Below are 23,027 nucleotides of genomic sequence, written 5' to 3'. Positions count from 1 at the left end.
TTTACAGCTCTTGCGAAGTCTGCTCTAGCAAATCATGTCCTTATTGACTACGCTCTCCGGGAAACGAACAAAGTCAGCCGTGAATGCGGCTGACTTTGTTCGTTGCCTTTTTCTTGACCATTGACTCCTGACCGTGAGACGAAACGACGCAAATAGTCTTCGCATGGGGAGCCACGTCACCAGATCTGCCAAAGAAGTCGAACAGATCACCAAAACTCGGATGATCGGCCTGCCACCTCCGCCAACCACACTGATGGGCTTGTCTCTTGCGCCAAAAGGGAACCGACAGCTCGATATCGAAGTAGTGGATAACGAATGCATAAGGAGTTCGAATCGAATCCGATGCGCACTAGCCAAACCCACCCGACAACCAATGCTACACCCCTTGGGAAGTCAGCCCCGCTCCCAAAACAGGCTGCTCCTTCCGCTCCAATCATGCAGCTTCAAAAATCGTTCGGCAACCGAGCCACAATGCAATACCTACAAGCACGCAGCTCCGCCAAGACGCTTCAGCGGGCCCTTGAGAGCGAAGAGTACAATACGAAAAACGAAGCCAACATCAAAAGCGCCAAGTCATTTTTCGATGAATATGACAAGGCGGTGCAGCGTGCCTACCAATACGTTATTTCCGTTCCCAGTCTCAGAGGGTATGCTGATTTAGACGGGTATACTCAACTCTGGATCACCAAATGGAACAAATACTTAAACAATGAAAAAGTCGATCTGATGGCCGCCACTTTCGGCTACGTGATCGAGTCGTTGGTGAGTACAGAAGGTTCGGAGTTTAAGCCTGCTCCCCCGTCCAAATGCTCCGTTGCCACACAGGTCACCTACGGCGGCACGCGCCCCGACCTCGTCCTTCGGTCGACAAAGGACGGAGGTGACATCGCCTGGCTCGACCTCACCGCTTCGAACAGCGCCGAGCATATCTATGACAAAGAAGGCTGGCGCGATAAAGTCAGCATCTTTGCCGAGGCTACGTACCCCTCTCTGAATCCGGGCACTTTATCCTTCATGGTACAAAACAAAGACAATCTCGGGAAGCTCAACGAAGACGATATCAAAAAACGCCTAGCCATCGCCAAAGAAGCATATCGGCAACGCAAGGCCGAATGGATCCAACTTGGCAAAAAATTTACCTATACCAAATTGAAACATGACATCGGGCAGCCCGTCGTCTTACAAAAACTAGATGGCAGAATCCGCCAAAATTTCATTCATAAAAAAATCATGGATTACTTTGGTGCCGAGATCAGCCTCAAAATGGTCCCCAGTGTCCTGCAAGCCATGAGGGTTGACCCTACCAGCTGGCATTTCAGCACAGGTTTCAGCGTCAGTGAAAGCGCAGGTGAATCCTGGCTCGTTGACCATCCGCTGCCCACGGAAGTCGAGGATTCGGAGATGCATGTCGAGGAATAATGAAGAGCAGCCGTTGGCTGCTCCTACGCTGTTTGGCAATTACAATTCGATGTGAGTCCCTCAACCCGTTCCGCCGTCGCCGCAATCTGCCTTGCCATGCGCTCCGTATCGTCCATTGCTTGCTGCACAGTAACCTGCAGGTTATCAAACGAGGTGGACAAGCGTTCATCCATTTCCCGCATCTGTTGCGATAGGCGTTCATCAACTTCTTGAATTTGTTTGGACAGGCGCTCGTCCACTTCTTGGATCTGTTTTGACAGCCGTTCGTCTACTTCTTTAATCTGTAGTTCCAACCCCTGAATCTGCTTCGATAGTCTTTCATCTACTTCTTGAATCTGCTTCGATAGTCTTTCGTCTACTTCCTGAATCTGTTTTGACAGCCTTTCGTCTACTTCCCGAATCTGTTTTGACAGCCTTTCATCTACTTCCTGAATCTGTTTTGACAGTCTTTCGTCTACTTCCTGAATCTGTTTTGACAGCCTTTCGTCTACTTCCTGAATCTGTTTTGACAAGCGTTTCTCACTGGCTTGTACTGCACTATGAACAACGTCGTTCACATACACTTTCATTCGTTCTTCACTCTCATGAATGGCTTCACGCACAGTGTTGCCCATCACGCGCCCGATCTCCAAAAGGAGCTGTTCGTTCGTCACTCGGTGCACCTCCCTTTTGTTACAACTAGACTAGCACCAGATGGGAAGGTTAAACAATACCTCAAATAACAAACAGCAAGAATCCGATAGCCGCTTAACAAACGTCGCAAAAGCTCTATAACATGATCGCGCGATGTTGCATTTTACCCAACTTCCTTTTTCCGTCCGTTTCTATTTCTACACCATAAACCATTAAAAATTTCAACCAGCGATAACCTCCCACGAAAGAACGGACATTGATGCTAGTGGAAGTTCTTGCACCTTTACGTTTCGTCTTCGCCCCAAACATAAAAATAACCCCCTATGATTGTCATAGAGAGTTACGAACAGACCCTATTCAGCGATTGGACACACCCGAACACCCAAATCGGTCACACTCGGACTGCCTCAAATTCGCGTAAATTACTAGTATGTTTTCAAAATCAAGAAAAACGCGATATTTAGCAAGAACATTTGCCCTTAAATCATTTTGGCGGGAGCACGTGGGAATCGAACCCACCCAGCCTACACCGTAGGCCGCACATGGTTTTGAAGACCAGGGGAAACACCAGTACTCCAGCTGCCCCCATGTGAGAATAAGATCATTATATCCTATCTTCCTAAGAGATCAAACCTCTTTTTCCATAGTATCTGAGCCAAAAAGAACCATTCATTCAACTCCCTACCGAATACTCCTCAGACAAACATTTTTCTCCGCCATATTACCTGTCTGCCCACACGCCCACGAACTTCACATCGCAAAAGCTCCACTCTCCCACATGCTACACCCGAAACGTAAACCCATCCCTTCCAGCCACCTTGGAACAGCACACGACTCTACACTTCCCTCCTCTCGCCGCGAACCCCCGCACATCATTTCGAGCAAAAACCTCTCCCCAGACAAAACAAAAGGCTCACAATCACGTGAGCCTTTCCTCTACCCTCTTTTCCGAGCCAACAGCAAGTAACAGAGCACGGCCCCCACTTCAGCCACTGCAATGATCACGCCCATCGGAATTGCAGTCGTACTGCCGCCAATGCCCACAAACGGAGCTACGACCCCTCCAATGATAAACGTCAGAACCCCAAGCAACGCCGAAGCGGTCCCGGCAGCCTGTCCCTGATCCTGCATCGCCAGTGAAAAACTGGTCGTGTTCACAATCCCTACACTCGCTACGACAAAGAACAATGGCACTAACACCGCGATCAGTCCAGCTTCCAAGAGCAACGCTACCAACAGCGACACGCCGCCCAACGTTGCTAGCCCAAGCCCGGTGATCAACAGCTTCGTATCGCTGACTCGCCCCGTTAAGCGCCCAGTAACCTGACCTGCGATGATGATGCCAAGCCCGTTCATCGCAAAAATCAAACTAAACATCTGTGGCGTAACTCCGTAGATCTCCTGCAAGACAAATGGCGACCCAGAGATATAGGCAAACATCGCTGCCGTAACCAGCCCAGAAGCAAGGGCATACCCCATAAATACACGGTTGCGAGCCAGTCCGCGAAAGACGGTCATCGTGGTCTTGAAACCGCCCTTCATTCGGCGCTCAAGTGGTAGCGTCTCCTGCATCCCGAACATCACCAGCAACAGCATCACGACACCGATCAATCCCAGCACGATGAACACGCCTTGCCATGAGGTAAACCGCATCAACTGCCCGCCAAAGATCGGGGCCAAGATCGGGGCCGCCCCGTTGATCAGCATCAGCAATGAGAAAAACTTCGTCAGTTCCGTACCCGAATACATGTCACGTACGATCGCCCGCGAAATTACGATCCCTGCCGCTCCTGCCACCCCTTGGATAAAGCGCAACATCACCAAACCCCAAACGGTAGGCGCGAACGCACACGCCAGTGAAGAGAGCGCATACACGATCAGTCCAATCATCAAGGGCTTGCGTCGCCCTTGCACATCGCTGACCGGACCAGCCACCAATTGCCCCAATGCAAGCCCGAGCAAGCAGGCGGTCAAGCTGAGCTGCACCATCGAGGCACTCGTATGCAAATCGTCAGCCAGAGCGGGCAACGCCGGTAAATACATATCAAGCGACAACGGCCCAAACGCCGACAGCGACCCTAAAATCACAGCCATCCAATACCTGCGGGTTCTTGCAGGCGGACGAGAAACTACTTCACCGTTCATCTGACATACAACCCCATTTCTGCATCCCAACCACTTGTTAGAACAACTTTTTCGCACATTATTCACATCTTAATTACTCCTGCTGAGTGCGTCAAGTTCTTTCTTCCTCTTCACAGCAACGCCTGGACCGAAACAGCTTGCTAATGACAATATCGTAGAACCTATCAATAGTTTCATTCCCACGTTACGAATATGATGATGCCTGTAAGGTGCTGGTGTCACGCTTCTCTTCGATCGATTGGACCTGATGCTCCGCTCCGTCGCTCAACTGCTTAGCCGATGACGCAACTTGCTGAGCGCTCGCCCCTAGATGATCAACTAACTTGATCAACTTTTGATTCATTTCGGACTGTGCCTGTTCCTGCTGCTCCATTTTTTTGCAATTTTTTCACCAAGTCCAGTTTGAACGATCAAAACGCCCGACGCGAGCAAAAACATGATGTTTAACACGATGATATCGTGCAGACTTAAATAAAAGAACACCGCCCGTTCTACAGGCGGTGTATCTCTTCAATCTTTCTGCTGGTTCGGATTCGTTTTGACGTGATGGGGAGCCAGGTCGGGCTTTAGCGCCTGCACCATGTTGTCCCAGATCGTAGTGTCCTGTTCCCCCGGAACTTCCATGTTGTCAGGAACATTGACATCTTGTCCCATCATCACATCTTCGGTTGGAAATTGGCTTGCCTGTTTCTTTAGATCGATCATCGGGTAATCCCTCCTTGGTGGGTCACTTCAATTAATAGCATCACCCACGCGGTACCCGTTTGATTCGCTCGACCTTTTTTCGATATAATCACCAATGTGGAGCAGTATCCCCTTACTGGATCTGAAGGAACTTCCAGTGAAGGAATAACGCCTGAATGCTGACTTCAGAACTGAACTATAACAGCAATCTACAAGCCACAACCCTTGGCGAACTTCCGATCCGAGTTCGAGATGGATATGATCCCGCACTTTTTCACAATACTTTTATCGGATGAGAGTGACTACAAGCCTGTCTGCAACACCATTCCGAACGGTCAGTCGCCATCGAAGTCTTTGTGAACAGGCTGCTCGTCATTATATCGGAACTGTTGACAGGCTTGCCCGCAAACGGTTATGGTAGATTTCGTTGAACGAAAGAAAGGAACGGACTTTTCATGACTGCAAAACGCTATTTCACGGTGGCAGAAGCGAATGCGCTCGTGCCACAGCTGGAAAAGATGATTCGCGATCTGCAAGGGATGAAGCGCGAGATTCAGCACAAACATACGCAGCTTCAAGAAGCGAAACTGCAAACAGTCGGCAATCAGCTCGTTGCCAATGACGCTTTTTTTGCTGAAGAGGCGGAATTGGAATTTCTCCTCTTTAGCGCAAACTTGATGCTCGGACAGATTCAAGGCACAGGTGTAGAGATCAAAGACATCGACACCGGACTATGTGACTTTTACGCCTTGCGAGATGGTGAAGTGGTCCTCTTGTGCTGGCGGCTTGGCGAACCAGAGATTCGCCATTGGCACGGCGTCTACGATGGTTTTATCGGTAGACGTCCGATCGATTTTTAAACGAAACAGCCAGGTTCCCTGCGGAGCCTGGCTGTTTTCTTACCCACGCGCCACTTTTATCCGTAGCTTGGTGATCCGCCCGACCGGAAACTTTAGCTGTCCGATGCGCAAGCCTGCATGTTTTAGTTCCTCTACGATTAGATGGCGGAAGTATACGTAGTCCACTTCCAGAATGTCCTTTTGACCATCCAGTATATCTTGCAACCCGGCACGCAGCGCGTCGTCGAGGAACACTTCCACTTTTAGTTCCTTAATCTTCGACTTGCCCGTTCCCTCCGCCATAGCACAGCCTCCTTTGTCACCCCTCGCCCTCATCTATCATACCTACACCATGGAAACACAAAAAAGACCGCCGAATTCGGCAGTCCATTCGATCGATATGGAAAATTAAAAGGTGCGCTTGCTTTCGAGTAGCAAAGTGACCGGGCCATCATTGACCAGTTCGACGTCCATCATTGCGCCAAACACGCCCGTCTCCACCTGCACGCCAAGGCTACGCGCTTTTTCATTAAAGGATTCATAATATTGATTGGCAAAATCAGGTTTGGCCGCATCCATAAAATTCGGACGCCGCCCTTTGCGGCAGTCACCGTACAGAGTAAACTGCGAGATGGAAAGCAGCGCTCCGCCAATGTCGAGCAGCGATAAGTTCATCTTGCCCGCTTCATCTTCAAACACGCGCAGGTTGACGACCTTATCCACAAGATAGTCCACATCTTGCATCGTGTCCTCATGGGTGACGCCGATGAGCAGGACGAAGCCACGTCCGATCTCCCCCGTCACCTGCCCATCCACAGTAACTTTACCGCGGGAAACTCGTTGCACTACGATTCTCATGAAGATTACGCTCCCTACTGCATGATGCGACGCACCGTGTAGATGTCTTTAATCCGCTTGATACGCTCGACAACCGTGTGCAAGTGGTCGACGTTGCGGATGTTGATCGTCAGCGAAATGGTTGCCATCTTGCGCTTGTCAGCGCGTCCCGAAACGGCTGTAATGTCCGTTTTCGATTCGGCGACGGCCATCATCACTTCGTTGATCAAACCCCGGCGGTCGAGTCCCGTAATCTCGATCTCCACGCTGTAGGAGACGGTCGGTGCACTCTCCCATTCCACTTCAATCAGTCGGTTGTCCTCATTTTCCTCGACTGCATGCAAATTCGGACAGTTGGTGCGATGCACAGAAACGCCTCGACCTTTGGTGACGAAGCCCTGAATTTCATCGCCTGGCACCGGGTTGCAACAGCGGGAAAAGCGGATCAACATGTTGTCGATGCCTTTTACTTGCACGCCCAGGTTGCTTTTCTTTTTCTTTTTCGGCTCTTGTTTGACTTCCGGAATCTTCTCGATCTCTGCGGGCGGCGTTTCCCGCTTGATCTTTTCGACGATGCGGGTGATCACCGAATGCGACGAAAAACCGCCGTATCCGACTGCTGCCAGCATGTCGTCCACTTTCGGGAAGTTGAACTTGTTGGCCACTTCTTCCAAGTTCTTGTCGGTCAGCCACTCCGGGTTGATCGAATGCTTGCGCGCTTCTTTTTCGATACTATCCCGGCCCTTTGCGACGTTCTCCTCGCGCTTCTCCTTCTTGAACCACTGGCGAATCTTCGACTTGGCTTGTGAGGATTTGACCACTTTGATCCAGTCGAAACTCGGGCCGTACGAGTGTTTGCTAGTTAGCACCTCGATGATATCGCCCGTCTTCAGCTTGTAGTCGAGTGGCACGATTTTACCGTTGACCTTGGCGCCGATCGTCCGATTGCCAACGTCGGTATGAATCCGGTAGGCAAAGTCGATCGGGACTGAACCGGCCGGCAATTGGAAAACGTCACCTTTGGGCGTGAAGACAAATACTTCATCAGCAAACAGGTCGAATTTCAATGTCTCCATAAACTCTTGCGCATCTTTGAAATCCTGCTGCCATTCCAAAATCTCGCGGAACCAAGCCAGCTTTTGCTGGAAGGAGGCGTCTTTGGCCTGCGCTAGGTTGGCCTGCGGACTAGCCTCTTTGCTGTCCTTCGCAGCTGGGCCTTGCGCATTCGCTTGCTCTTTATATAGCCAATGTGCCGCGATTCCGTATTCGGCGGTGCGGTGCATCTCCCACGTGCGAATCTGAATCTCCAGCGGTTCGCCGCGCGGACCGATGACGGTGGTGTGCAAAGACTGGTACATGTTGGCTTTCGGCATCGCGATAAAGTCTTTGAAGCGACCTGGCATGGGCTTCCACATCGTATGGACAATTCCGAGAATTGCATAGCAGTCTTTGATCGAATCGACGATGATGCGCACGGCGAGCAGGTCATAGATCTCGTTGAACTGCTTGTTGTAATTGACCATCTTGCGGTAGATCGAGTACAAGTGCTTTGCACGCCCGCTGATTTCTGCTTTCAGTTCCAGTTCAGCAAACTTTTCCTTCAAGCCATCGATGACTTCCTGTACGTATTCTTCACGCTCTTTGCGCTTTTTCGCCATCAGGTTGACGATGCGGTAATACTGTTGCGGGTTCATGTAACGCAAGGCGATGTCTTCCAGCTCCCACTTGATCGTGGAAATGCCCAGACGATGTGCGAGCGGCGCATAGATCTCCAGCGTTTCTGTCGCCGTCTTGACTTGCTTTTCGATCGGCTGATGCTTGAGCGTGCGCATGTTATGCAGTCGGTCGGCGAGCTTAATCAGCAGAACGCGGATGTCCTTGGCCATCGCCATGAACATTTTGCGCAGATTTTCCGCCTGCGCCTCTTCTTTGGAATTGAACTTGATCCGTTCCAGCTTCGTGACACCATCGACCAGCGCCGCCACTTCCGGACCAAACTGCTTGACGAGCGTCTCTTCCTTGACATGCGTGTCTTCCACCACATCATGAAGAAGAGCGGCGGAGAGAGTAACCGCATCCAGTTCAAGATCGGCGAGGATCTCGGCAACAGCAACCGGATGCATAATATACGGCTCACCCGAGGAACGGGTTTGACCCCGGTGAGCCTCTTCGGACATATCAAAGGCGCGGCGAACCATCGCCACATCCGCTTCTGATAAATATTTGCTGATCTTTTCGATCAAGCGCCCGATGCCCACCAGATCAACCACCCCCGTCGCTGCTTTGTCTGAACTAGTACTGGACGAGCGAGAAGACGTCATACCCGTTCAGTTTCTCCCGTCCATTAAGATAAGTCAGTTCAACCAGGAAACAGACACCGACTACTTTCGCGCCGAGACTTTCCACCAATTGAATTGTCGCTTCGATCGTACCTCCTGTCGCGAGAAGGTCGTCCGCAATGATCACACGTTGGCCCGGTTGGATCGCATCTTTGTGGATCTCCAACGAGTCCTTACCATATTCGAGCGCATAATCGACCGAGATCGTTTCATGCGGCAATTTGCCTGGCTTGCGAATCGGCACAAACCCTTTGCTCAGCCCGTAAGCCATCGGAGCTGCCAGTACGAAGCCGCGGGATTCTGGGCCTGCGATGATGTCCGCATCGCGCTCCGCCGCAAAGTTTTTGAAATCGTCGATCGCCGCGCGGAACGCTTCACCATCGTTGAGCAACGTGGTGATATCTTTAAAACGAATCCCCGGAGACGGGAAATCGGAAATCACGCGAATTTTTTCTTTGAAGTTCATTTTGGTTGTCCTCCTATGCTCACACGGTCCTATGCGCTGTGAGCCATTGTCTCATAGTGTCGGGAGAAGCGGAAAGCAACAGGTCACCGACCTGTTTCAATGCCTGCACACGCCTCTCTTGCTCCTGATAATACTGTGAATCGGATAATGCACGCTTTGGAGCGTCCTGTATCACATAATACGTCTCATCTTCTAGATTCGCAAACCCTAATTGGGTAAAAACTTGCAAAATGTGTGTCAGACTCACAGTGTTAAGTGGTCCCTGCATCTTCGCCAACAGTTCAGCCACCGTGCCTTGCCCCACTTGACGCAACACGCGATAGACGTAGGCAAACGCCTCACGCTCCGGCAGCCAGTCAAACAGCGCCTGTCTAAGCCACTCTTGATCCTGCTGGCCTTGGATGAAATGCAGACGCTGCGTGGGAATCAACGCTTCCATCGAGTCGACAAACGTTTCGACCTGCGAGGGTAGATCGTAGTAGACGATGTTTTGCGTCGGTTCGTCTTCGCCTGCCACATGACGCCACCGACCGGACGCTTCCACATGGTACAGCCGATATTTCCCTTCATTCCAAGGATACCCGAACAGTCGTTTTTCGATCTCCTCCACATTGCTTTCTTGGAAGCAAAGCACCGTTAAACTGTCCTTGTGCACCTCAAGCCATGCGAATTTATCACGGCAGCCCCGCGCATCGAACGACTGCACAGGGCTTGGCTTCCAATCACCGAGCACCATCTGTAAGCTCTGCCGTCCCCGCCACTCGTTGACCGCCAATTCACCTGCGATATCGACGGCAGCCAACTCGTCGAGCAATGGCTGGTCTTCACTTCTGCGAAAAGCGATGCAGTCCAATTGCCGACCCTTTTGACACACCCGCACCTGCAAATGCGCCGCATCTTTTCCGACCACCCGTGTACTCTCCAGCGCCAATCCCCGCACAGCAAAGCGCGGAGATGGATTGCCAAAGCCAAATGGAGCCAGCGCCTGAATCTGTTCGACCAGCCGCAGATCCACTTCGCCCAGCTCGACTTCCATATCGATGTCGAGCGCCGGGATCAGATCTGCTTCGGTCAACACTTCCTCAGCAATCTCGTTCAGGCGCATCCGCAGTTGCTCGAGCTTCTCTTCGGGCAGGGACAGCCCAGCTGCCATCTTGTGCCCGCCATAGTGATCGAGCAGGTCTGCACAGCGGGTCAGCGCCGCATACAGATCAAATCCAGCGATGCTGCGGGCGGACGCTTTGCACTTCTCATCACTGATTGAGAAGACGAGCGTCGGACGATGATAGCGCTCAACGATGCGCGATGCAACGATGCCGATCACGCCTTCATTCCATCCTCGATTGGCGACGACAAGCACACGGCCATCCAGCCAATGCGAATTAGCTTCGATCAGGGCCTGCGCTTCTCCGAAGATCGTCTCACACAGCGCCTGCCGCTCTTGGTTGCGCTCCTCAAGAAACTGTGCCAACTCGCCTGCGCGCACCGGATCTTCGGTGGTCAACAGTTCTACTGCATAGGTGGCGGAATCGAGACGTCCGCTCGCGTTGATCCGCGGGCCAAAAGAAAAGCCAATATGGCCGGCTGTGATCTTCTTGTCCTGTAGACCAGCCGCCTCGATCAACGCCTTGATTCCCAGGCGTGGCGACTCGTTCATCCTTTCCAAGCCGAACAAGGTGAGCAAGCGGTTCTCATCTTGCAGGGGGGCCAAATCGGCCACCGTGCCAAGCGCAGCCAGATCCAAAAATTCATCGGGCAACCGCCCATAAAGCGCCTGCACCAACTTAAAGACGACCCCCACGCCTGCCAACATCGAATCCGGGTAGTTGCAACCCGGCTGTTTTGGATTCAAAATCGCATGCGCATCGGGCAGAACTTCCGGTGGCGTATGGTGGTCGGTGACGATCAGATCGAGACCGAGCCTGTTCGCCAGCGCGACCTGCTCCACGGCAGAGATGCCGTTGTCAACTGTAATCACCAGCCCATACCCGCGCTCTTTGGCCTGTTCGATCGCCGGACCGTTCAACCCATACCCTTCCGAAAATCGGTCGGGGATATAATAATCGACACGGGCGCCTAACTCCCGCAAGGCGAGATACAAAACGGAGGTTGCCGTCGCACCGTCAGCATCGTAGTCGCCATACACCATCACCGGCTCCTGTTGGTCGATCGCCTGACGTATCCGTTGCACCGTTTTCTCCATATCTTTCATCAGAAAAGGATCGTAGAAGCCGCTGAGACCCGGGTACAGATAACGCTGCGCTTCTTCTGTTGACCGAATGCCGCGGCGCCACAAAAGTCTGGCCAGGATCGGCGAAACGCCAAGCGCTTCTGCCAAACTCTGCACATCTGACTCGGCCGCCTCCGACACAACCCAGCGTTTCATCTGTTGCATCTTGAAATCCTCCATCTCTGGATGTATACATATAGTTTTTATTATACTTCTCCCTATTGAAGCAAGCAAGAAAGCCGCAGGGTTCTAACCCCGCGGCTTTCTGTTTTTCACAAAACTACGCTTTCTTCAATTCGCGACTCTTCCAGACCACCCACAGTTGGGACGCAATAAAGATGGAAGAGTATGCACCTGTAACCAGACCGATCAACAGTGCGAGCGAGAAGTGCTTGATCGCATCGCCGCCCAGCAGGTAGAGCATACCTGCCGAGAAGATAACGGTGAGGACGGTGTTGATCGAGCGCGCCATCGTCTGCCAGATCGAGTCGTTGACTAGGCTCTCCAAATCGGAGATGGTCTTGACCTTGTGGTGCTTCAAGTTCTCACGAATCCGGTCGAAGATAACGATCGTATCGTGGATCGAGTACCCGACGATCGTCAAGATGGCCGCGATGAACGTAATGTCGATCTCAAAGCGGAACAGTGCGAAGAGCGAGACGACAACCAGCACTACCTGTAAAACGGAGATGACGCCTGCGATTGCAAAGCGGTATTCAAAACGCACTGCCATGTACAGGATGATCCCGAGCGATGCGTATAAGATCGCGTAGATCGCTTTTTTAGCAAGCTCACGAGCAACGACTGGGTCGATTGAGGAAATCTGCGGCTTGGCATTCTCGAATGTTTTGTTCAGGAATCCATTGATCTCGCTCTCTTCGTCCGCCGAGATCTTCTTGGCGATCCTCACGACTGCGCCGTAATTTTCGATCTCCTGTACCGAAGATACTTCAATCGTTTTCAAGTTGTCCTCAAACTGCTGTTTAATTTCCGCTTCGGTAAAGGCATGGCCTACAGAGAACTGCACACGAGAACCGGCTTGGAAGTCGGTCCCGAGGTTCAGACCCATCAGGAGCATGATCAAAACCCCGGCGATCGCGATCAGAATGGAGAAGCCGAAGTACCATTTGCGGTTTTTTACGATATCAAATTTCACTTGGCTGCCCCTCCCTTTTTCTTAGGTGCGCCATACCACCACGGGTTTTTGATCAGGTTGGAACGTACCAGCAGTTGCATCAAGAGGCGGGAGATCAACACAGCGGTGATGAACGTCGCCAGCACGGAGATGATGTGTGCCACTGCAAAGCTCTTGATCTGACCAGTACCGAACCAGTACATCAGAATCCCGGCGATGATCGATGTGATGTTGGCGTCGATGATAGTCGGCATCGAACGCTTTTGCCCCATGATCACAGCAGACAAAGTTGATTTGCCATTGCGGAATTCGTCTTTCATCCGCTCAGTTGCGATGATGTTCACGTCAACCGCCATACCGATACCCAATACGAGCGCCGCCAAGCCTGGCAAAGTCAACGTGATGCCCAAGAAGTTGACGACCGCAAACAGCAGGTACGCATACATGATCAAGGCGATCGAAGCGATCAGACCTGGCAAACGATAGACGAGGACCATGAAGGCGAAGATCAGCAGGAACGCGATTCCGCCAGCGACCAGTGTCATGTGCAGCGCCTCTTCACCTAAGGATGGAGCGACGGTGAAGGAGGAGATTTCTTTCAGCGGGAATGGCAGTGAGCCTGCGTTGAGCAGGTTGGCCAGTTCGGTTGCTTCTTTTACATCCTTCTGACCGTTGATGACCGCACTGCCGCTGTAGATCACTTCGTTGATGACCGGAGCGGTAATGATGTTGCCATCAAGTTCAATGGCGACCACCTGACCCACGTATTTGGAGGTAATGTCCTTGAACAGATCAGGATTTTTAAACTCGACAGCAACTTGCGGAGCACCTGTATTCTGGTCAGACACATATTTAGCGTTCGATTTCAGGTCAGAACCGGTTGCAAGCTCCGTGCCATCAGGTGCCAAGAAGCGCAGAACTGCTGTCTGCACAAGTTTCTTCTTCGCTTCATCCTGATCGAACACGCCCGCAAGCTGAACGCGAATGCGGTTCTCTCCTTCTTTTTGAATGTTCGGTTCGGAGACGCCTTCTGCGTCGATCCGGCGTTCGATCGCCTTGATCGTCGCGATGACACCTTCTGACGTCACCTCTTCACCTTTGGGACCTGGTTCCACTTCATACAAAACATCAAAGCCGCCTTGCAGATCGAGTCCGAGCGTGATGCCATTCCAGATTCCCTTATATGTAGGAACCGCTAGGGCAAAAAACAGGACCACGATTAACAGGAAGCCAACGAAACGACTCCACTTGATCATGACAATCCTCCTATTAGTCGTTGAATTAGCTCATCTTAGTATATCTCTTACCCTATTAAACGGTCAATGTAGAAAGGATATCAGCAAAAAGGGGCCCTACAGGATATCGGCCCCATTAATATTTAAGCGGAAACGAGCGTCTAGCATTTTCGCCGCCCGTTGGCACATCATCATGCGCTCCATAAAAATTTCAAAATACTCCATTACAGAAGAGATTTGATTGTCGATCTCGATCTTCAGCGTCACTGCACGCGTGTCGGAGTTCACATCTAAAAACGAAGAAGTCGCTGAGTAATTGACCCGGTCATGAATATCGAACTGCGACACGTCGCGCCGTCTGACTCGCGTACGGTGCACATCCGATTTGTCGGCCAGTATCAAGGCGGCCGCCACCGTGTTCACCGCCTCGCCGTACTGCTCTTCATGGTTGCCTACCGCACCGACGATACAAGCGATTTCCTCATATGGCATCCCGATCTGTTCTAAGATATGAAAGCACATGATCGCCCCCGCCTTGCCATGATCGTGACGTCCCGTGATGTTGCCGATGTCATGGATGTAACCCGCGATTGCGGCCAATTCCCGCTCGCGCTCCGAGTAGCCCAAAAGCTCCATCACATTTTCGGCGATGTTTGATACCAAGGTGACATGGCGAAATCCATGTTCGGTAAAGCCCATCGCTTTTAAAAATTTATCTGCCGATACGATATATTGCCGCACCTGGGGCAGTTCTTTGATTTCGGCAAGGGTGATATGTTGTTCGACTCTCGTTTGAGACATCGGATCGTCCTCCCAATCGCACACTATTTTTCCTGTTTATTGTGTGCGCTGGGTTGACCTTCTATGCTCGATTATCCTTTCAGTGTGCGGAGGAGCAGCCAGTTCATAAACGTGTGCCCTTTGAGTGTCAACACGTCGTTGACAAGCTGATGCAAAGGAGGAAGGCCGCTTTTGTATTTGCTGGACACACACTCCCACACGTCCTCGCCACTCACCTGATCATAGCCGTGCAGGTGCAACTCTTCTGCCTTGCTGATGCAAAGCTTGCGCACAACCTCACTCAATTCCGCTTCATCCATGACAGGCGCCTGCTGTTCTTCACTCATCTTGCGCCCTCCTCCCGATTTTTCTGTAACTTGTACTGCTCGTTGCACCATTTCGTGAACGGCTCCCGCAAATCCTGCTTTTTGGACTACTCCCTGCCTGTCCGGCATAAAAGTTAAAAGAAGACCACTCGTTCGGAGAAGGAGAGGGACATATTGAGCAAACAATCCTTTTTAAAAGGCGCTGTCATCCTCGTCGCAGCCAGTCTCGTCACTCGTGTGCTCGGCTTTGTCTACAAGATCTTCCTCTCCCGGTTGATCGGGGCCGAGGGCATCGGCTTGTTCTATACGGTATTTCCGATCTTGATGTTTCTGATTACGCTTACCACAGCCGGACTGCCGATCGCGATCTCCAAATTGGTCGCTGAAGCGCTGGTTGAAGAGGACACCAGACGAGTGAAGCGGATCGTTTCCGTTTCGATGAAGGCGGTGATCACCCTGTCGGTGATCTTTACCGCACTGATGCTCTTTCTCGCTCCCTGGATCACAGCAAACGTGCTGACCGACCCTCGCGCCTATTATACGCTGCTTGCGATGTCGCCCATCATCGTGATCATCGCCATCTCCTCCATCTTGCGCGGCTACTTCCAAGGACTCCAGAACATGACGCCCAATGCGGTCGCCTCGATCTTAGAGCAGATCGCCCGCATCGGTGCTGTGCTCGTTTTTGCCACGTACCTGTTGCCGTACGGATTGGAATATGCAGCAGCAGGCGCGATGATCGGCATGGTGGTCGGAGAAGTGATCGGTCTGCTTTATCTGACCTTCACGTACTACAGGCGCTTCTCCTTGCGCAAGATGCCACCATCTAACTCGAACAAGCCCCCCGAGCCGTTTCGAAAAATGCTTTCTTCGGTGCTCGAAATCGCAATGCCCGTCACGCTGTCTCGCATCGTCGGGTCGATCGCCTACACGCTGGAACCGATTCTGGTCACTCGCTGTCTGGTGATGACCGGGCTGTCTGCCGCCGTCGCGACGACGCTCTACGGGCAATATTCTGGGATGGCAATCTCCCTGCTCGTGCTGCCGACCGTCTTTACCTACTCGTTGCAGACCACGCTCGTACCGTCCATTTCCGAGGCGGTGGCAGCGGGCGATCAGTTGGTGGTGCAGCGCCGCTTGTACCAAGCGTTTCGTTTGACTGCGTTGATCGGCTTCCCGACTTCTGCAATTCTCACGCTGTATGCGACCGAGTTGTCACACGCCATATTCAATGACAAAGCGGTCGGCCCGATCTTGGCGATCATGGCTCCGGTCGGCTTCCTGATGTACCTGCAAGGGCCGCTCTCCGGCATTTTACAGGGATTGAACCGTGCCGGAGAAGCGATGCGCAATTCGATCGTCGGGTCGATCTTAAAGCTTGTGATCATCTATTACCTCGTCTCCAACCCGTCCTATGGCATCGCAGGTGTGGCTTGGTCGGTAGTCATCTCGGTCAGCGTTGTGACGATCTTGCATTTCATGTCGGTCACACGCTTGCTCGGCTTTTACGTAAACCTTGTCGAAACGATAAAAATTTTGATCGCGACCTCTCTGCTCAGCGTTTGGCTGATCGAGTTTCGCAACCTGCTTCCCCAGCTCAACGATGTATGGCTGACCGTCTACGGGACTTTTTCCGGTTTTGCCCTCTACTTCCTCGTGCTCAACCTGATGGGCGTCGTCACGTTGCACACCGTCTCTCGCGTGCCAAAAGTGGGTCCGCCGCTGGCCGGTATCTTACGCATCGTGCCATTCTTGCGCTAGAAAAACCGTCTCGTGACACCGAGACGGTTTTTCTCACTTATAGGGGTCGATAAACAGACTGCCCTGATTGTCGATCGAGCAGTAAAATATCGTTTTGAACTCGCGATACCCATGCTTTTGCAGTTCATTTTTCAGCCAAAAGCGGGTCTTGCCAATGCGTTCCAAATGCTCGTCCATCACGTACCCATCCACGATCAATGGCAAGGGCAACCCTGTCCGCGGCACGGTGAGCCCAAGGTCTTCTGGAGTTACTGGCCGCTTGCTAGCCTTCGGAAACACGCTGAGCTTGCCTGTCGTTTCCAGAATCGCAAATTCAACATCGGAGACGGTTGCGATGTCCTTCTCGCGCAATTGGGTCATCAGATCGCTCAACGTATAACGAGTGCGGCGCATCTCATCATCACGAATTTTTCCGTTCGCGATGAGCAACGTCGGCTGACCGTCGATCAGTTTGCGCAGCGTGATCGATTTCATGGACAGCCAAGACATGACTATCTGCAACAAGACAAGCGAGCCGATGATCAACAGCCCTTCCTTGACCATCACCTCATGGTCGATCAGCGCCGTCGCCGACACTTCAGCGATCATCACCGAAATCACCAAGTCAAAAATCGACAGCTTGCCGATCTCCCGCTTCCCCATCAGCCGCATCGCTGCGAGGGTCGCAAAGTAGAACAAAATGATTCGCAAGAAGAGCCCGGCGAGATTGACCATCTCTGCCCCTCCTTTCGCACAAGCGTCGTCTTTGCTAGTATGAACAAAAGCATCCTCTCCATAACCCGAAAAGGATGCTTTTTATGCTTCTGCATGCTTTTGTTTCTGTTCCAGCCAGTCGGATGAAAGATGCAAGAACATCTTGGCGATCTGCGAGACAAGTTGTGGTCCTTCCGACACCTCGTCTGGAAAAACGACGATGTCGGCCCGCGAACGAACGCGCACCAACACGTTGTCGCCCACTTTGAACTTGTGGGAGGCGACCGCCTTTTGCAAGCGCTCCATGATCCGCTCGGCATCCTCGCGGTTCACCAGCGGTACGAGCAGCAAATACTCATCCCCGCCGTAACGAGCTGCGATTTCACCATTCCGAACATTCTCCTTGATCAGCAGTGCAATCTCGCGCAGCACCATGTTCCCAACTTCAAAGCCAAACGTGCGGTTGATGGTGTTAAACTCTGCAATGTTTAAGAAGATCAAAGCAAACGATTGCCCGTTCTCTTGGCTCTGCACCATAAACTCTTCCATCAGCTTGATCCGCAGATAATGGTACGTGTACAGGCCGGTCAATTTATCGACAAACAGATGGGTGTCAAAATCGGGCGTATAGACGGCAACCTTGTCCCGCCCGCGCTGCTTCGCACCCCAATACATCGCCTGATCCGCTTTTTCCAACAGTTCTTTCTCATTTTGATCGTGGTCGGGGTACGAGGCTACCCCGACGGAGACCGTCACGCCCTGTACCACATAGCCTTGGTATTCGAATTTGTGAAAATGCAAGGCGCGGCGGATGCCTTCGACGATCTGTTGCGCCTCCTCAAGCGAGGCGTTGAGCAAGAGGGCAAACTCCTCACCGCCGTAACGCGCGACCACCCCAGTGTTACCTACCGCATGTTGAATCACCTGTGCCGTTTGGCGAAGCACTTCATCACCGACGACATGTCCATATGTATCGTTATATTTCTTGAAATGATCGATGTCCAAAATGACGATCGACATCGGCCGTGACTCCGCTTTGGCCAGTTCGAAGCGGCGTGAGAGTTCTTGATAAAAATAGCGGTAGTTATACAGCCCCGTGCCGGGATCGCGCAACGTCGCTTCCTGTAGTTCACGGTAGAGGCTGGCGTTTTCGATCAGCACCCCGACTTGTGCGGCCAGTACGGTGATCAGTTCGATCTGCTCCTCCGTGTAGGCGTGTGTGCGCGATCCAAAGCAGGTGAGGACGCCGACCACCTTGTCGCGCGCTTTCAGCGGCACGACGAGGAAGGATTTGAACCCCTCCACTTTCGGCATGATCCGCTTGTCTTTCATCGTGTCGGGCACCGATTCCACCTGCTTGCTCTGCACCGCCAGCGATGTGATGCTACCTTCTGACAGAGAATAGCCGTCTTTGGGCATCAGTTCTGGGTGATACTGCCCGTCGATATGTATTGGCATCAGGCGATCCTTCTCCAACACCCAGAGCGCTGCTGTCACCGACGAGGTGAGTTCGCGCACCGATTCGGTGATCGTGCAGGAGATGGTTTGCACGTCGAACTCGCTTTGTAAGCGGTAGACGACTTCGTGCGCCTTATTGGTCATCGTGATCTTACGGTACAGCTTCAGCACCTGTCCGAAGAGCACCAGCGGGATGAATACCAAAAAGAGGATCGGAGCGTACCCGTCAAACGCCAACATGAACACGGCAAACGGCGTCGAAATCAGGTAGTTCATCGCATCGCTGATAAAGAGGTGAAGAAAATCCTGCGGTGTCAATTTGTCACGGCGCAGGATGAACAAAGTCTGTACGAAAAAGTGGTTCATCACCATATACATCAAGGTTACAGGGATGAGAATCAAAAAGTCGAGGGTCACAACCGATCCGGTCAGATGTGCCGTCCCGCCGCCAAACCCTTGAAAGATCCCGTAGGCAGCAAACACGCTGACCGCATGCTGGGCCCCATTGAAGAAGTGGAGCAGAGTGCCTCGGTTGTTGCGCTTGATCAGGGGAGCGGCGGTCACTGCGATGGCGACAAGCGGTGCCGCCACATGCGGGCCGTACAGCACCATCGTTCCAAGGGTCACGCCATATGTCAGCGACCCATATCCACGCCACAGCGGAATCTGAATCGACTCGACGAGCAGATAGAGCAACAAGAGAAAGATCAATTGCGGTTGCAAAAACGATTCGTAGTGGCTAAACGCTGCGGTCAGAACCAGAAACGCGGCAAAAAGAAGCACTGCATATTGATACAGCTTCACCGCCGTCAACTTCACATTCAACCACTCCTTCATCAGTACTTAACAAAAACATTAGGTAAAATAGTTCACGATAACTTCCGAGAATCCTCCTCATTAACCTAAAGAGATTTTCACATAAATTAATAAACAGCCCCCGCCAAGTGACGGGAGGCTGTGCCGAATGCTGTGATGTGTGGAAGGCAGTCTGCTGTGTACGATCTTCATCCGTTGCTGTGGCTCTAGCTGCGACTTCGGTCAAATTCATCATGTCCGCTGGTACGAGCGAATATACATAGAACGACAAACTGGGACTTGGAGGTGCTTTCTTGATGAAAAGTAATCCGCTCGCGGACTATGCGCCCAACTTCGGGGGCATGCCCGTTCTGTATGGACTGATCGCATCCTTTATCACCGCTTTTGTTTCGATCCTGATCACGACGTTTATCATGGGCTGGACTTCGGTGGCCGAAGCCAACCTCTCCTCGATCACCTACGTGTTGAACATGCTGTCTGTGCTGGTCGGCTCCCTGCTTGCGGCACGCCAAGCGGGCAATCGCGGCTGGTATTACGGCGGTCTGACCGGGCTTTGCTACGCGGTGCTGATCACCCTGCTCGGACTTGTCGTCGTCAGTGACTCCGTGTTCAATCTAAACACCCTGTTCCAAAACACGATCATGGCGCTCGTCGGCGGATTCGGCGGCATGATCGGGGTCAATTTGCGCAAATAAACGCCGAGCAAAACAAAGCCCCCTCCACTTGGTGTGTGAGGGGGCTTACTATGTATCCTGTGCTACTAGCTTTTGACGATTTGGTTGATCGCAGAGCGCTCAAACGTCATTTTGTGGTTCTCGCTTACACGCAGAACAACCGTTTTCTCTTCAACCGATTCGACAGTACCGTGCAAGCCGCCGATCGTGACCACGCGGTCGCCGCTGCTAATCGCGTTGAGCATTCCAGCGCGCTCACGCTGGCGCTTTTGCTGCGGGCGGATGATGAACAACCAGAAAACCACGAAGATCAGCAAAATTGGTGCTAATTGTGCCAAGAGATCCATTTTCTATTCCTCCAATCTTTCTATCATTACATATTATAGCCGTAAGACTCATAAAATGCATGCTTGTACTCTAAAAGTCTGTCTTCATCGATCGCTTTTCGAATATTTTCCATCATCGTGACCAAGAAATGCACATTGTGAATCGAAGTCAGACGGATTCCGAACACCTCATCACACTTGATCAGATGGCGGATATACGCACGGCTATAGTTTTTGCAAGTGTAGCAGTCGCAGTTCGGGTCGAGCGGACCAAAGTCACGAGCATAAGTCGCATTTCGCACCACCACTTTGCCGACCGAAGTCATGCAGGTGCCGTTGCGCGCGATGCGCGTCGGCAATACGCAGTCGAACATGTCGATGCCGCGGATGACGCCTTCGAATAGGTCATCAGGCGAACCTACTCCCATCAGGTAGCGCGGCTTGTTTTTCGGCATCAGCGGCGTGGTAAATTCAAGCACCTCGTTCATGATCTCTTTCGGTTCACCGACCGACAGACCGCCGACCGCATACCCCGGGAAATCGAGCTCCAACAGCTCTTCCGCACTTTGTCGGCGCAGTTCTTTGTCCATCCCGCCTTGGATGATCCCAAAGAGCGCCTGCTCATCAGGGCGCTGATGCGCCGCGATGCAACGTTTTGCCCAGCGCGTCGTGCGCTCCAACGAGTCTTTCAAATACTGACGGTCGGCCGGGTAAGGCGGGCATTCGTCAAAGGCCATGATGATGTCCGCGCCAAGGTCGTTTTCGATCTCGATCGCTTTTTCTGGCGACAAGAATAGCTTTTCGCCGCTCAGGTGATTGCGGAACTGCACGCCTTCTTCGGTGATCTTGCGCAAGTCGGACAGCGAAAAGACTTGAAAGCCGCCGCTGTCGGTGAGGATCGGACGATCCCAGTTCATAAACTTGTGCAGACCGCCCGCTTCTTTGACGATGTCATGGCCGGGTCGTAGCCACAAATGGTATGTATTGCTCAAAATAATCTGCGCGCCGATCTCCTTCAGCTCTTCCGGGCTCAAGGTCTTGACCGTTGCCAAGGTGCCGACCGGCATGAAGATCGGTGTTTCGATCACGCCGTGCGGTGTGTGCAGACGCCCACGGCGCGCACCTGTATGTTTTTCCGTTTTCAAAAGTTCAAAGCGGATTGCTGTCATGCTGACTGGTTCCTCCTCAGTATATAAACATCGCGTCGCCAAACGAGAAGAAACGGTACTCTTCCCGCACAGCCTCCGCATAGGCGTGAAGCACAGACTCTCGTCCGGCGAGCGCCGAAACGAGCATCACCAGCGACGATTTGGGCAAATGGAAGTTGGTGATGAGCGCATCGACCACCTTAAACTCAACACCTGGATAGATAAAGATGTCGGTCCAGCCGCTCGCTTCTCGTAAATCGCCTTCTTTTTGCCCAGCCGTTTCCAACGTCCGGCAGGCGGTGGTGCCGACGGCGACCACGCGGTGTCCACCCGCTTTGGTTGCGTTGATCAGATCGGCCGTCTCTTGCGGCAAATGATACCATTCGGCGTGCATCTTGTGCTCATCGAGCGTTTCCGCCGACACTGGGCGGAAAGTACCGAGCCCGACATGCAACGTTACAAAACCGATCTTAATCCCTTTTGCCTCGATCTGCTTGAGCAGATCCTCAGTGAAATGCAGACCGGCCGTCGGGGCGGCTGCCGAGCCGCGATGCTTGCTGAACACCGTCTGATAGCGCTCCTGATCTTCCAACTGTTCCGTGATATACGGGGGCAGCGGCATTTGGCCCAACTGGTCGAGAATCTCGTAGAAAATTCCCTCAAACGAAAAGCGGACGATTCGTCCGCCTTCCTCCGTCTTTTCCAGTACTTCTGCCGTCAACAGTCCGTCGCCAAACGTTACTTGCGCGCCGATGCGCAGTTTCTTACCTGGTCGCACCAACACTTCCCACACGTTTGGTTCCAGTTCTTTTAACAGCAAAAATTCGACCTTGGCGCCCGTATCAGACTTGACACCGTACAAGCGCGCCGGCAACACCCGCGTGTTGTTTAAGATCAACGCATCCCCCGGCTGTAAAAAATCGAGCAGATCGGAGAAGCGATGATGCCCGATCTCTCCCGTCCGCTTGTTGAGCGTCATCAAGCGAGATGCAGTGCGCTCCTCGAGCGGATGTTGGGCGATCAGTTCTTCTGGCAGATGAAAATCAAATTCTTCAACACGCATGATGTGGTTCACCTTTCAAA

Annotated in this window: 22 protein-coding genes and 1 tRNA gene; 4 read left to right on the top strand and 19 right to left on the bottom strand. The window is 52.3% G+C overall.

Annotated elements, in window-relative coordinates; genetic code table 11:
• The first annotated feature begins 342 nt into the window (after positions 1 to 342).
• The gene (locus CIG75_RS06450; RefSeq protein ID WP_172844421.1) at positions 343 to 1,419 is read left to right on the top strand and encodes a hypothetical protein; all 1,077 of its coding nucleotides are present in this window, start codon (positions 343 to 345) and stop codon (positions 1,417 to 1,419) included.
• Positions 1,420 to 1,442: 23 nt separating this feature from the next.
• On the opposite strand, the gene CIG75_RS06445 is transcribed toward CIG75_RS06450, so the two are convergent.
• The 5 genes from CIG75_RS06445 to CIG75_RS06430 form a co-directional block, all read right to left on the bottom strand.
• Positions 1,443 to 2,072, bottom strand: a complete 630-nt coding sequence (locus tag CIG75_RS06445; protein WP_094235895.1) for a hypothetical protein — start codon at positions 2,070 to 2,072, stop codon at positions 1,443 to 1,445.
• 470 nt (positions 2,073 to 2,542) lie between these two features.
• Positions 2,543 to 2,639 (bottom strand) — tRNA-Sec (locus CIG75_RS20615).
• Positions 2,640 to 2,988: 349 nt separating this feature from the next.
• The gene (locus CIG75_RS06440) at positions 2,989 to 4,197 is read right to left on the bottom strand and encodes a Bcr/CflA family multidrug efflux MFS transporter (RefSeq protein WP_094235894.1); all 1,209 of its coding nucleotides are present in this window, start codon (positions 4,195 to 4,197) and stop codon (positions 2,989 to 2,991) included.
• A 184-nt stretch (positions 4,198 to 4,381) separates the two neighbouring features.
• Positions 4,382 to 4,540, bottom strand: a complete 159-nt coding sequence (locus CIG75_RS06435) for a hypothetical protein (RefSeq protein WP_157729419.1) — start codon at positions 4,538 to 4,540, stop codon at positions 4,382 to 4,384.
• A 167-nt stretch (positions 4,541 to 4,707) separates the two neighbouring features.
• On the bottom strand, positions 4,708 to 4,902 hold the full coding sequence (locus CIG75_RS06430) for a hypothetical protein (RefSeq protein WP_094235892.1): 195 nt from the start codon (positions 4,900 to 4,902) through the stop codon (positions 4,708 to 4,710).
• A 434-nt stretch (positions 4,903 to 5,336) separates the two neighbouring features.
• On the opposite strand from CIG75_RS06430, the gene CIG75_RS06425 reads away from it, so the two are divergent.
• Entirely contained in the window at positions 5,337 to 5,741 is a 405-nt protein-coding gene (locus CIG75_RS06425; protein ID WP_094235891.1) for a DUF2203 domain-containing protein, read from the top strand.
• Positions 5,742 to 5,780: 39 nt separating this feature from the next.
• Here the strand turns inward: CIG75_RS06425 and CIG75_RS06420 are convergent, their stop codons facing one another.
• The 9 genes from CIG75_RS06420 to CIG75_RS06380 all read right to left on the bottom strand — a co-directional run bounded on the left by CIG75_RS06420 (position 5,781) and on the right by CIG75_RS06380 (position 15,089).
• Complete coding sequence (locus CIG75_RS06420) at positions 5,781 to 6,023, bottom strand: hypothetical protein (protein ID WP_094235890.1); 243 nt, start codon at positions 6,021 to 6,023, stop codon at positions 5,781 to 5,783.
• Between the two features lie 105 nt (positions 6,024 to 6,128).
• Entirely contained in the window at positions 6,129 to 6,578 is a 450-nt protein-coding gene (dtd, locus tag CIG75_RS06415; RefSeq protein ID WP_094235889.1) for a D-aminoacyl-tRNA deacylase, read from the bottom strand.
• Positions 6,579 to 6,592: 14 nt separating this feature from the next.
• Entirely contained in the window at positions 6,593 to 8,755 is a 2,163-nt protein-coding gene (locus CIG75_RS06410; RefSeq protein WP_227874415.1) for a RelA/SpoT family protein, read from the bottom strand.
• A 94-nt stretch (positions 8,756 to 8,849) separates the two neighbouring features.
• Positions 8,850 to 9,362, bottom strand: a complete 513-nt coding sequence (locus CIG75_RS06405; RefSeq protein ID WP_094235887.1) for an adenine phosphoribosyltransferase — start codon at positions 9,360 to 9,362, stop codon at positions 8,850 to 8,852.
• Positions 9,363 to 9,381: 19 nt separating this feature from the next.
• Complete coding sequence (gene recJ, locus CIG75_RS06400) at positions 9,382 to 11,757, bottom strand: single-stranded-DNA-specific exonuclease RecJ (RefSeq protein ID WP_172844420.1); 2,376 nt, start codon at positions 11,755 to 11,757, stop codon at positions 9,382 to 9,384.
• A 115-nt stretch (positions 11,758 to 11,872) separates the two neighbouring features.
• Positions 11,873 to 12,748 (bottom strand): protein translocase subunit SecF, encoded by an 876-nt coding sequence (gene secF, locus CIG75_RS06395; RefSeq protein ID WP_094235885.1) that lies wholly within the window; start codon positions 12,746 to 12,748, stop codon positions 11,873 to 11,875.
• Positions 12,745 to 13,983 carry a protein translocase subunit SecD gene (gene secD, locus CIG75_RS06390; RefSeq protein WP_094235884.1) on the bottom strand — a complete coding sequence of 413 codons (1,239 nt, stop codon included), beginning with the start codon at positions 13,981 to 13,983 and terminating at the stop codon, positions 12,745 to 12,747. Before secD ends, secF begins: the two co-directional genes overlap by 4 nt.
• Positions 13,984 to 14,079: 96 nt before the next feature.
• Complete coding sequence (locus CIG75_RS06385; protein WP_094235883.1) at positions 14,080 to 14,763, bottom strand: HD domain-containing protein; 684 nt, start codon at positions 14,761 to 14,763, stop codon at positions 14,080 to 14,082.
• 71 nt (positions 14,764 to 14,834) lie between these two features.
• Complete coding sequence (locus CIG75_RS06380; RefSeq protein WP_094235882.1) at positions 14,835 to 15,089, bottom strand: post-transcriptional regulator; 255 nt, start codon at positions 15,087 to 15,089, stop codon at positions 14,835 to 14,837.
• 153 nt (positions 15,090 to 15,242) lie between these two features.
• Between CIG75_RS06380 and spoVB the strand changes: the two genes are divergently transcribed.
• Positions 15,243 to 16,829 (top strand): stage V sporulation protein B, encoded by a 1,587-nt coding sequence (gene spoVB, locus CIG75_RS06375; protein WP_157729418.1) that lies wholly within the window; start codon positions 15,243 to 15,245, stop codon positions 16,827 to 16,829.
• 33 nt (positions 16,830 to 16,862) lie between these two features.
• On the opposite strand, the gene CIG75_RS06370 is transcribed toward spoVB, so the two are convergent.
• Positions 16,863 to 17,543 (bottom strand): DUF421 domain-containing protein, encoded by a 681-nt coding sequence (locus CIG75_RS06370; protein WP_094235880.1) that lies wholly within the window; start codon positions 17,541 to 17,543, stop codon positions 16,863 to 16,865.
• An 81-nt stretch (positions 17,544 to 17,624) separates the two neighbouring features.
• On the bottom strand, positions 17,625 to 19,799 hold the full coding sequence (locus tag CIG75_RS06365) for a sensor domain-containing diguanylate cyclase (RefSeq protein ID WP_172844419.1): 2,175 nt from the start codon (positions 19,797 to 19,799) through the stop codon (positions 17,625 to 17,627).
• 293 nt (positions 19,800 to 20,092) lie between these two features.
• Between CIG75_RS06365 and CIG75_RS06360 the strand changes: the two genes are divergently transcribed.
• Positions 20,093 to 20,491, top strand: coding sequence for a TIGR04086 family membrane protein (locus tag CIG75_RS06360; RefSeq protein WP_094235878.1), 399 nt, complete (start codon positions 20,093 to 20,095; stop codon positions 20,489 to 20,491).
• Positions 20,492 to 20,556: 65 nt separating this feature from the next.
• Here CIG75_RS06360 and yajC read toward each other — a convergent pair whose 3' ends face one another.
• Genes yajC through queA form a run of 3 tightly spaced genes read right to left on the bottom strand, consistent with a single transcriptional unit; the run spans position 20,557 to position 23,007 of the window.
• Positions 20,557 to 20,817, bottom strand: a complete 261-nt coding sequence (gene yajC, locus CIG75_RS06355) for a preprotein translocase subunit YajC (RefSeq protein ID WP_094235877.1) — start codon at positions 20,815 to 20,817, stop codon at positions 20,557 to 20,559.
• Between the two features lie 26 nt (positions 20,818 to 20,843).
• Positions 20,844 to 21,965 (bottom strand): tRNA guanosine(34) transglycosylase Tgt, encoded by a 1,122-nt coding sequence (gene tgt, locus CIG75_RS06350; RefSeq protein ID WP_094235876.1) that lies wholly within the window; start codon positions 21,963 to 21,965, stop codon positions 20,844 to 20,846.
• Between the two features lie 16 nt (positions 21,966 to 21,981).
• On the bottom strand, positions 21,982 to 23,007 hold the full coding sequence (gene queA, locus CIG75_RS06345; RefSeq protein ID WP_094235875.1) for a tRNA preQ1(34) S-adenosylmethionine ribosyltransferase-isomerase QueA: 1,026 nt from the start codon (positions 23,005 to 23,007) through the stop codon (positions 21,982 to 21,984).
• Positions 23,008 to 23,027: the final 20 nt, after the last annotated feature.

This window comes from Tumebacillus algifaecis (genome assembly GCF_002243515.1).
GTDB lineage: Bacteria > Bacillota > Bacilli > Tumebacillales > Tumebacillaceae > Tumebacillus_A > Tumebacillus_A algifaecis.
This window is presented reverse-complemented; position numbering and strand designations above follow the sequence as displayed.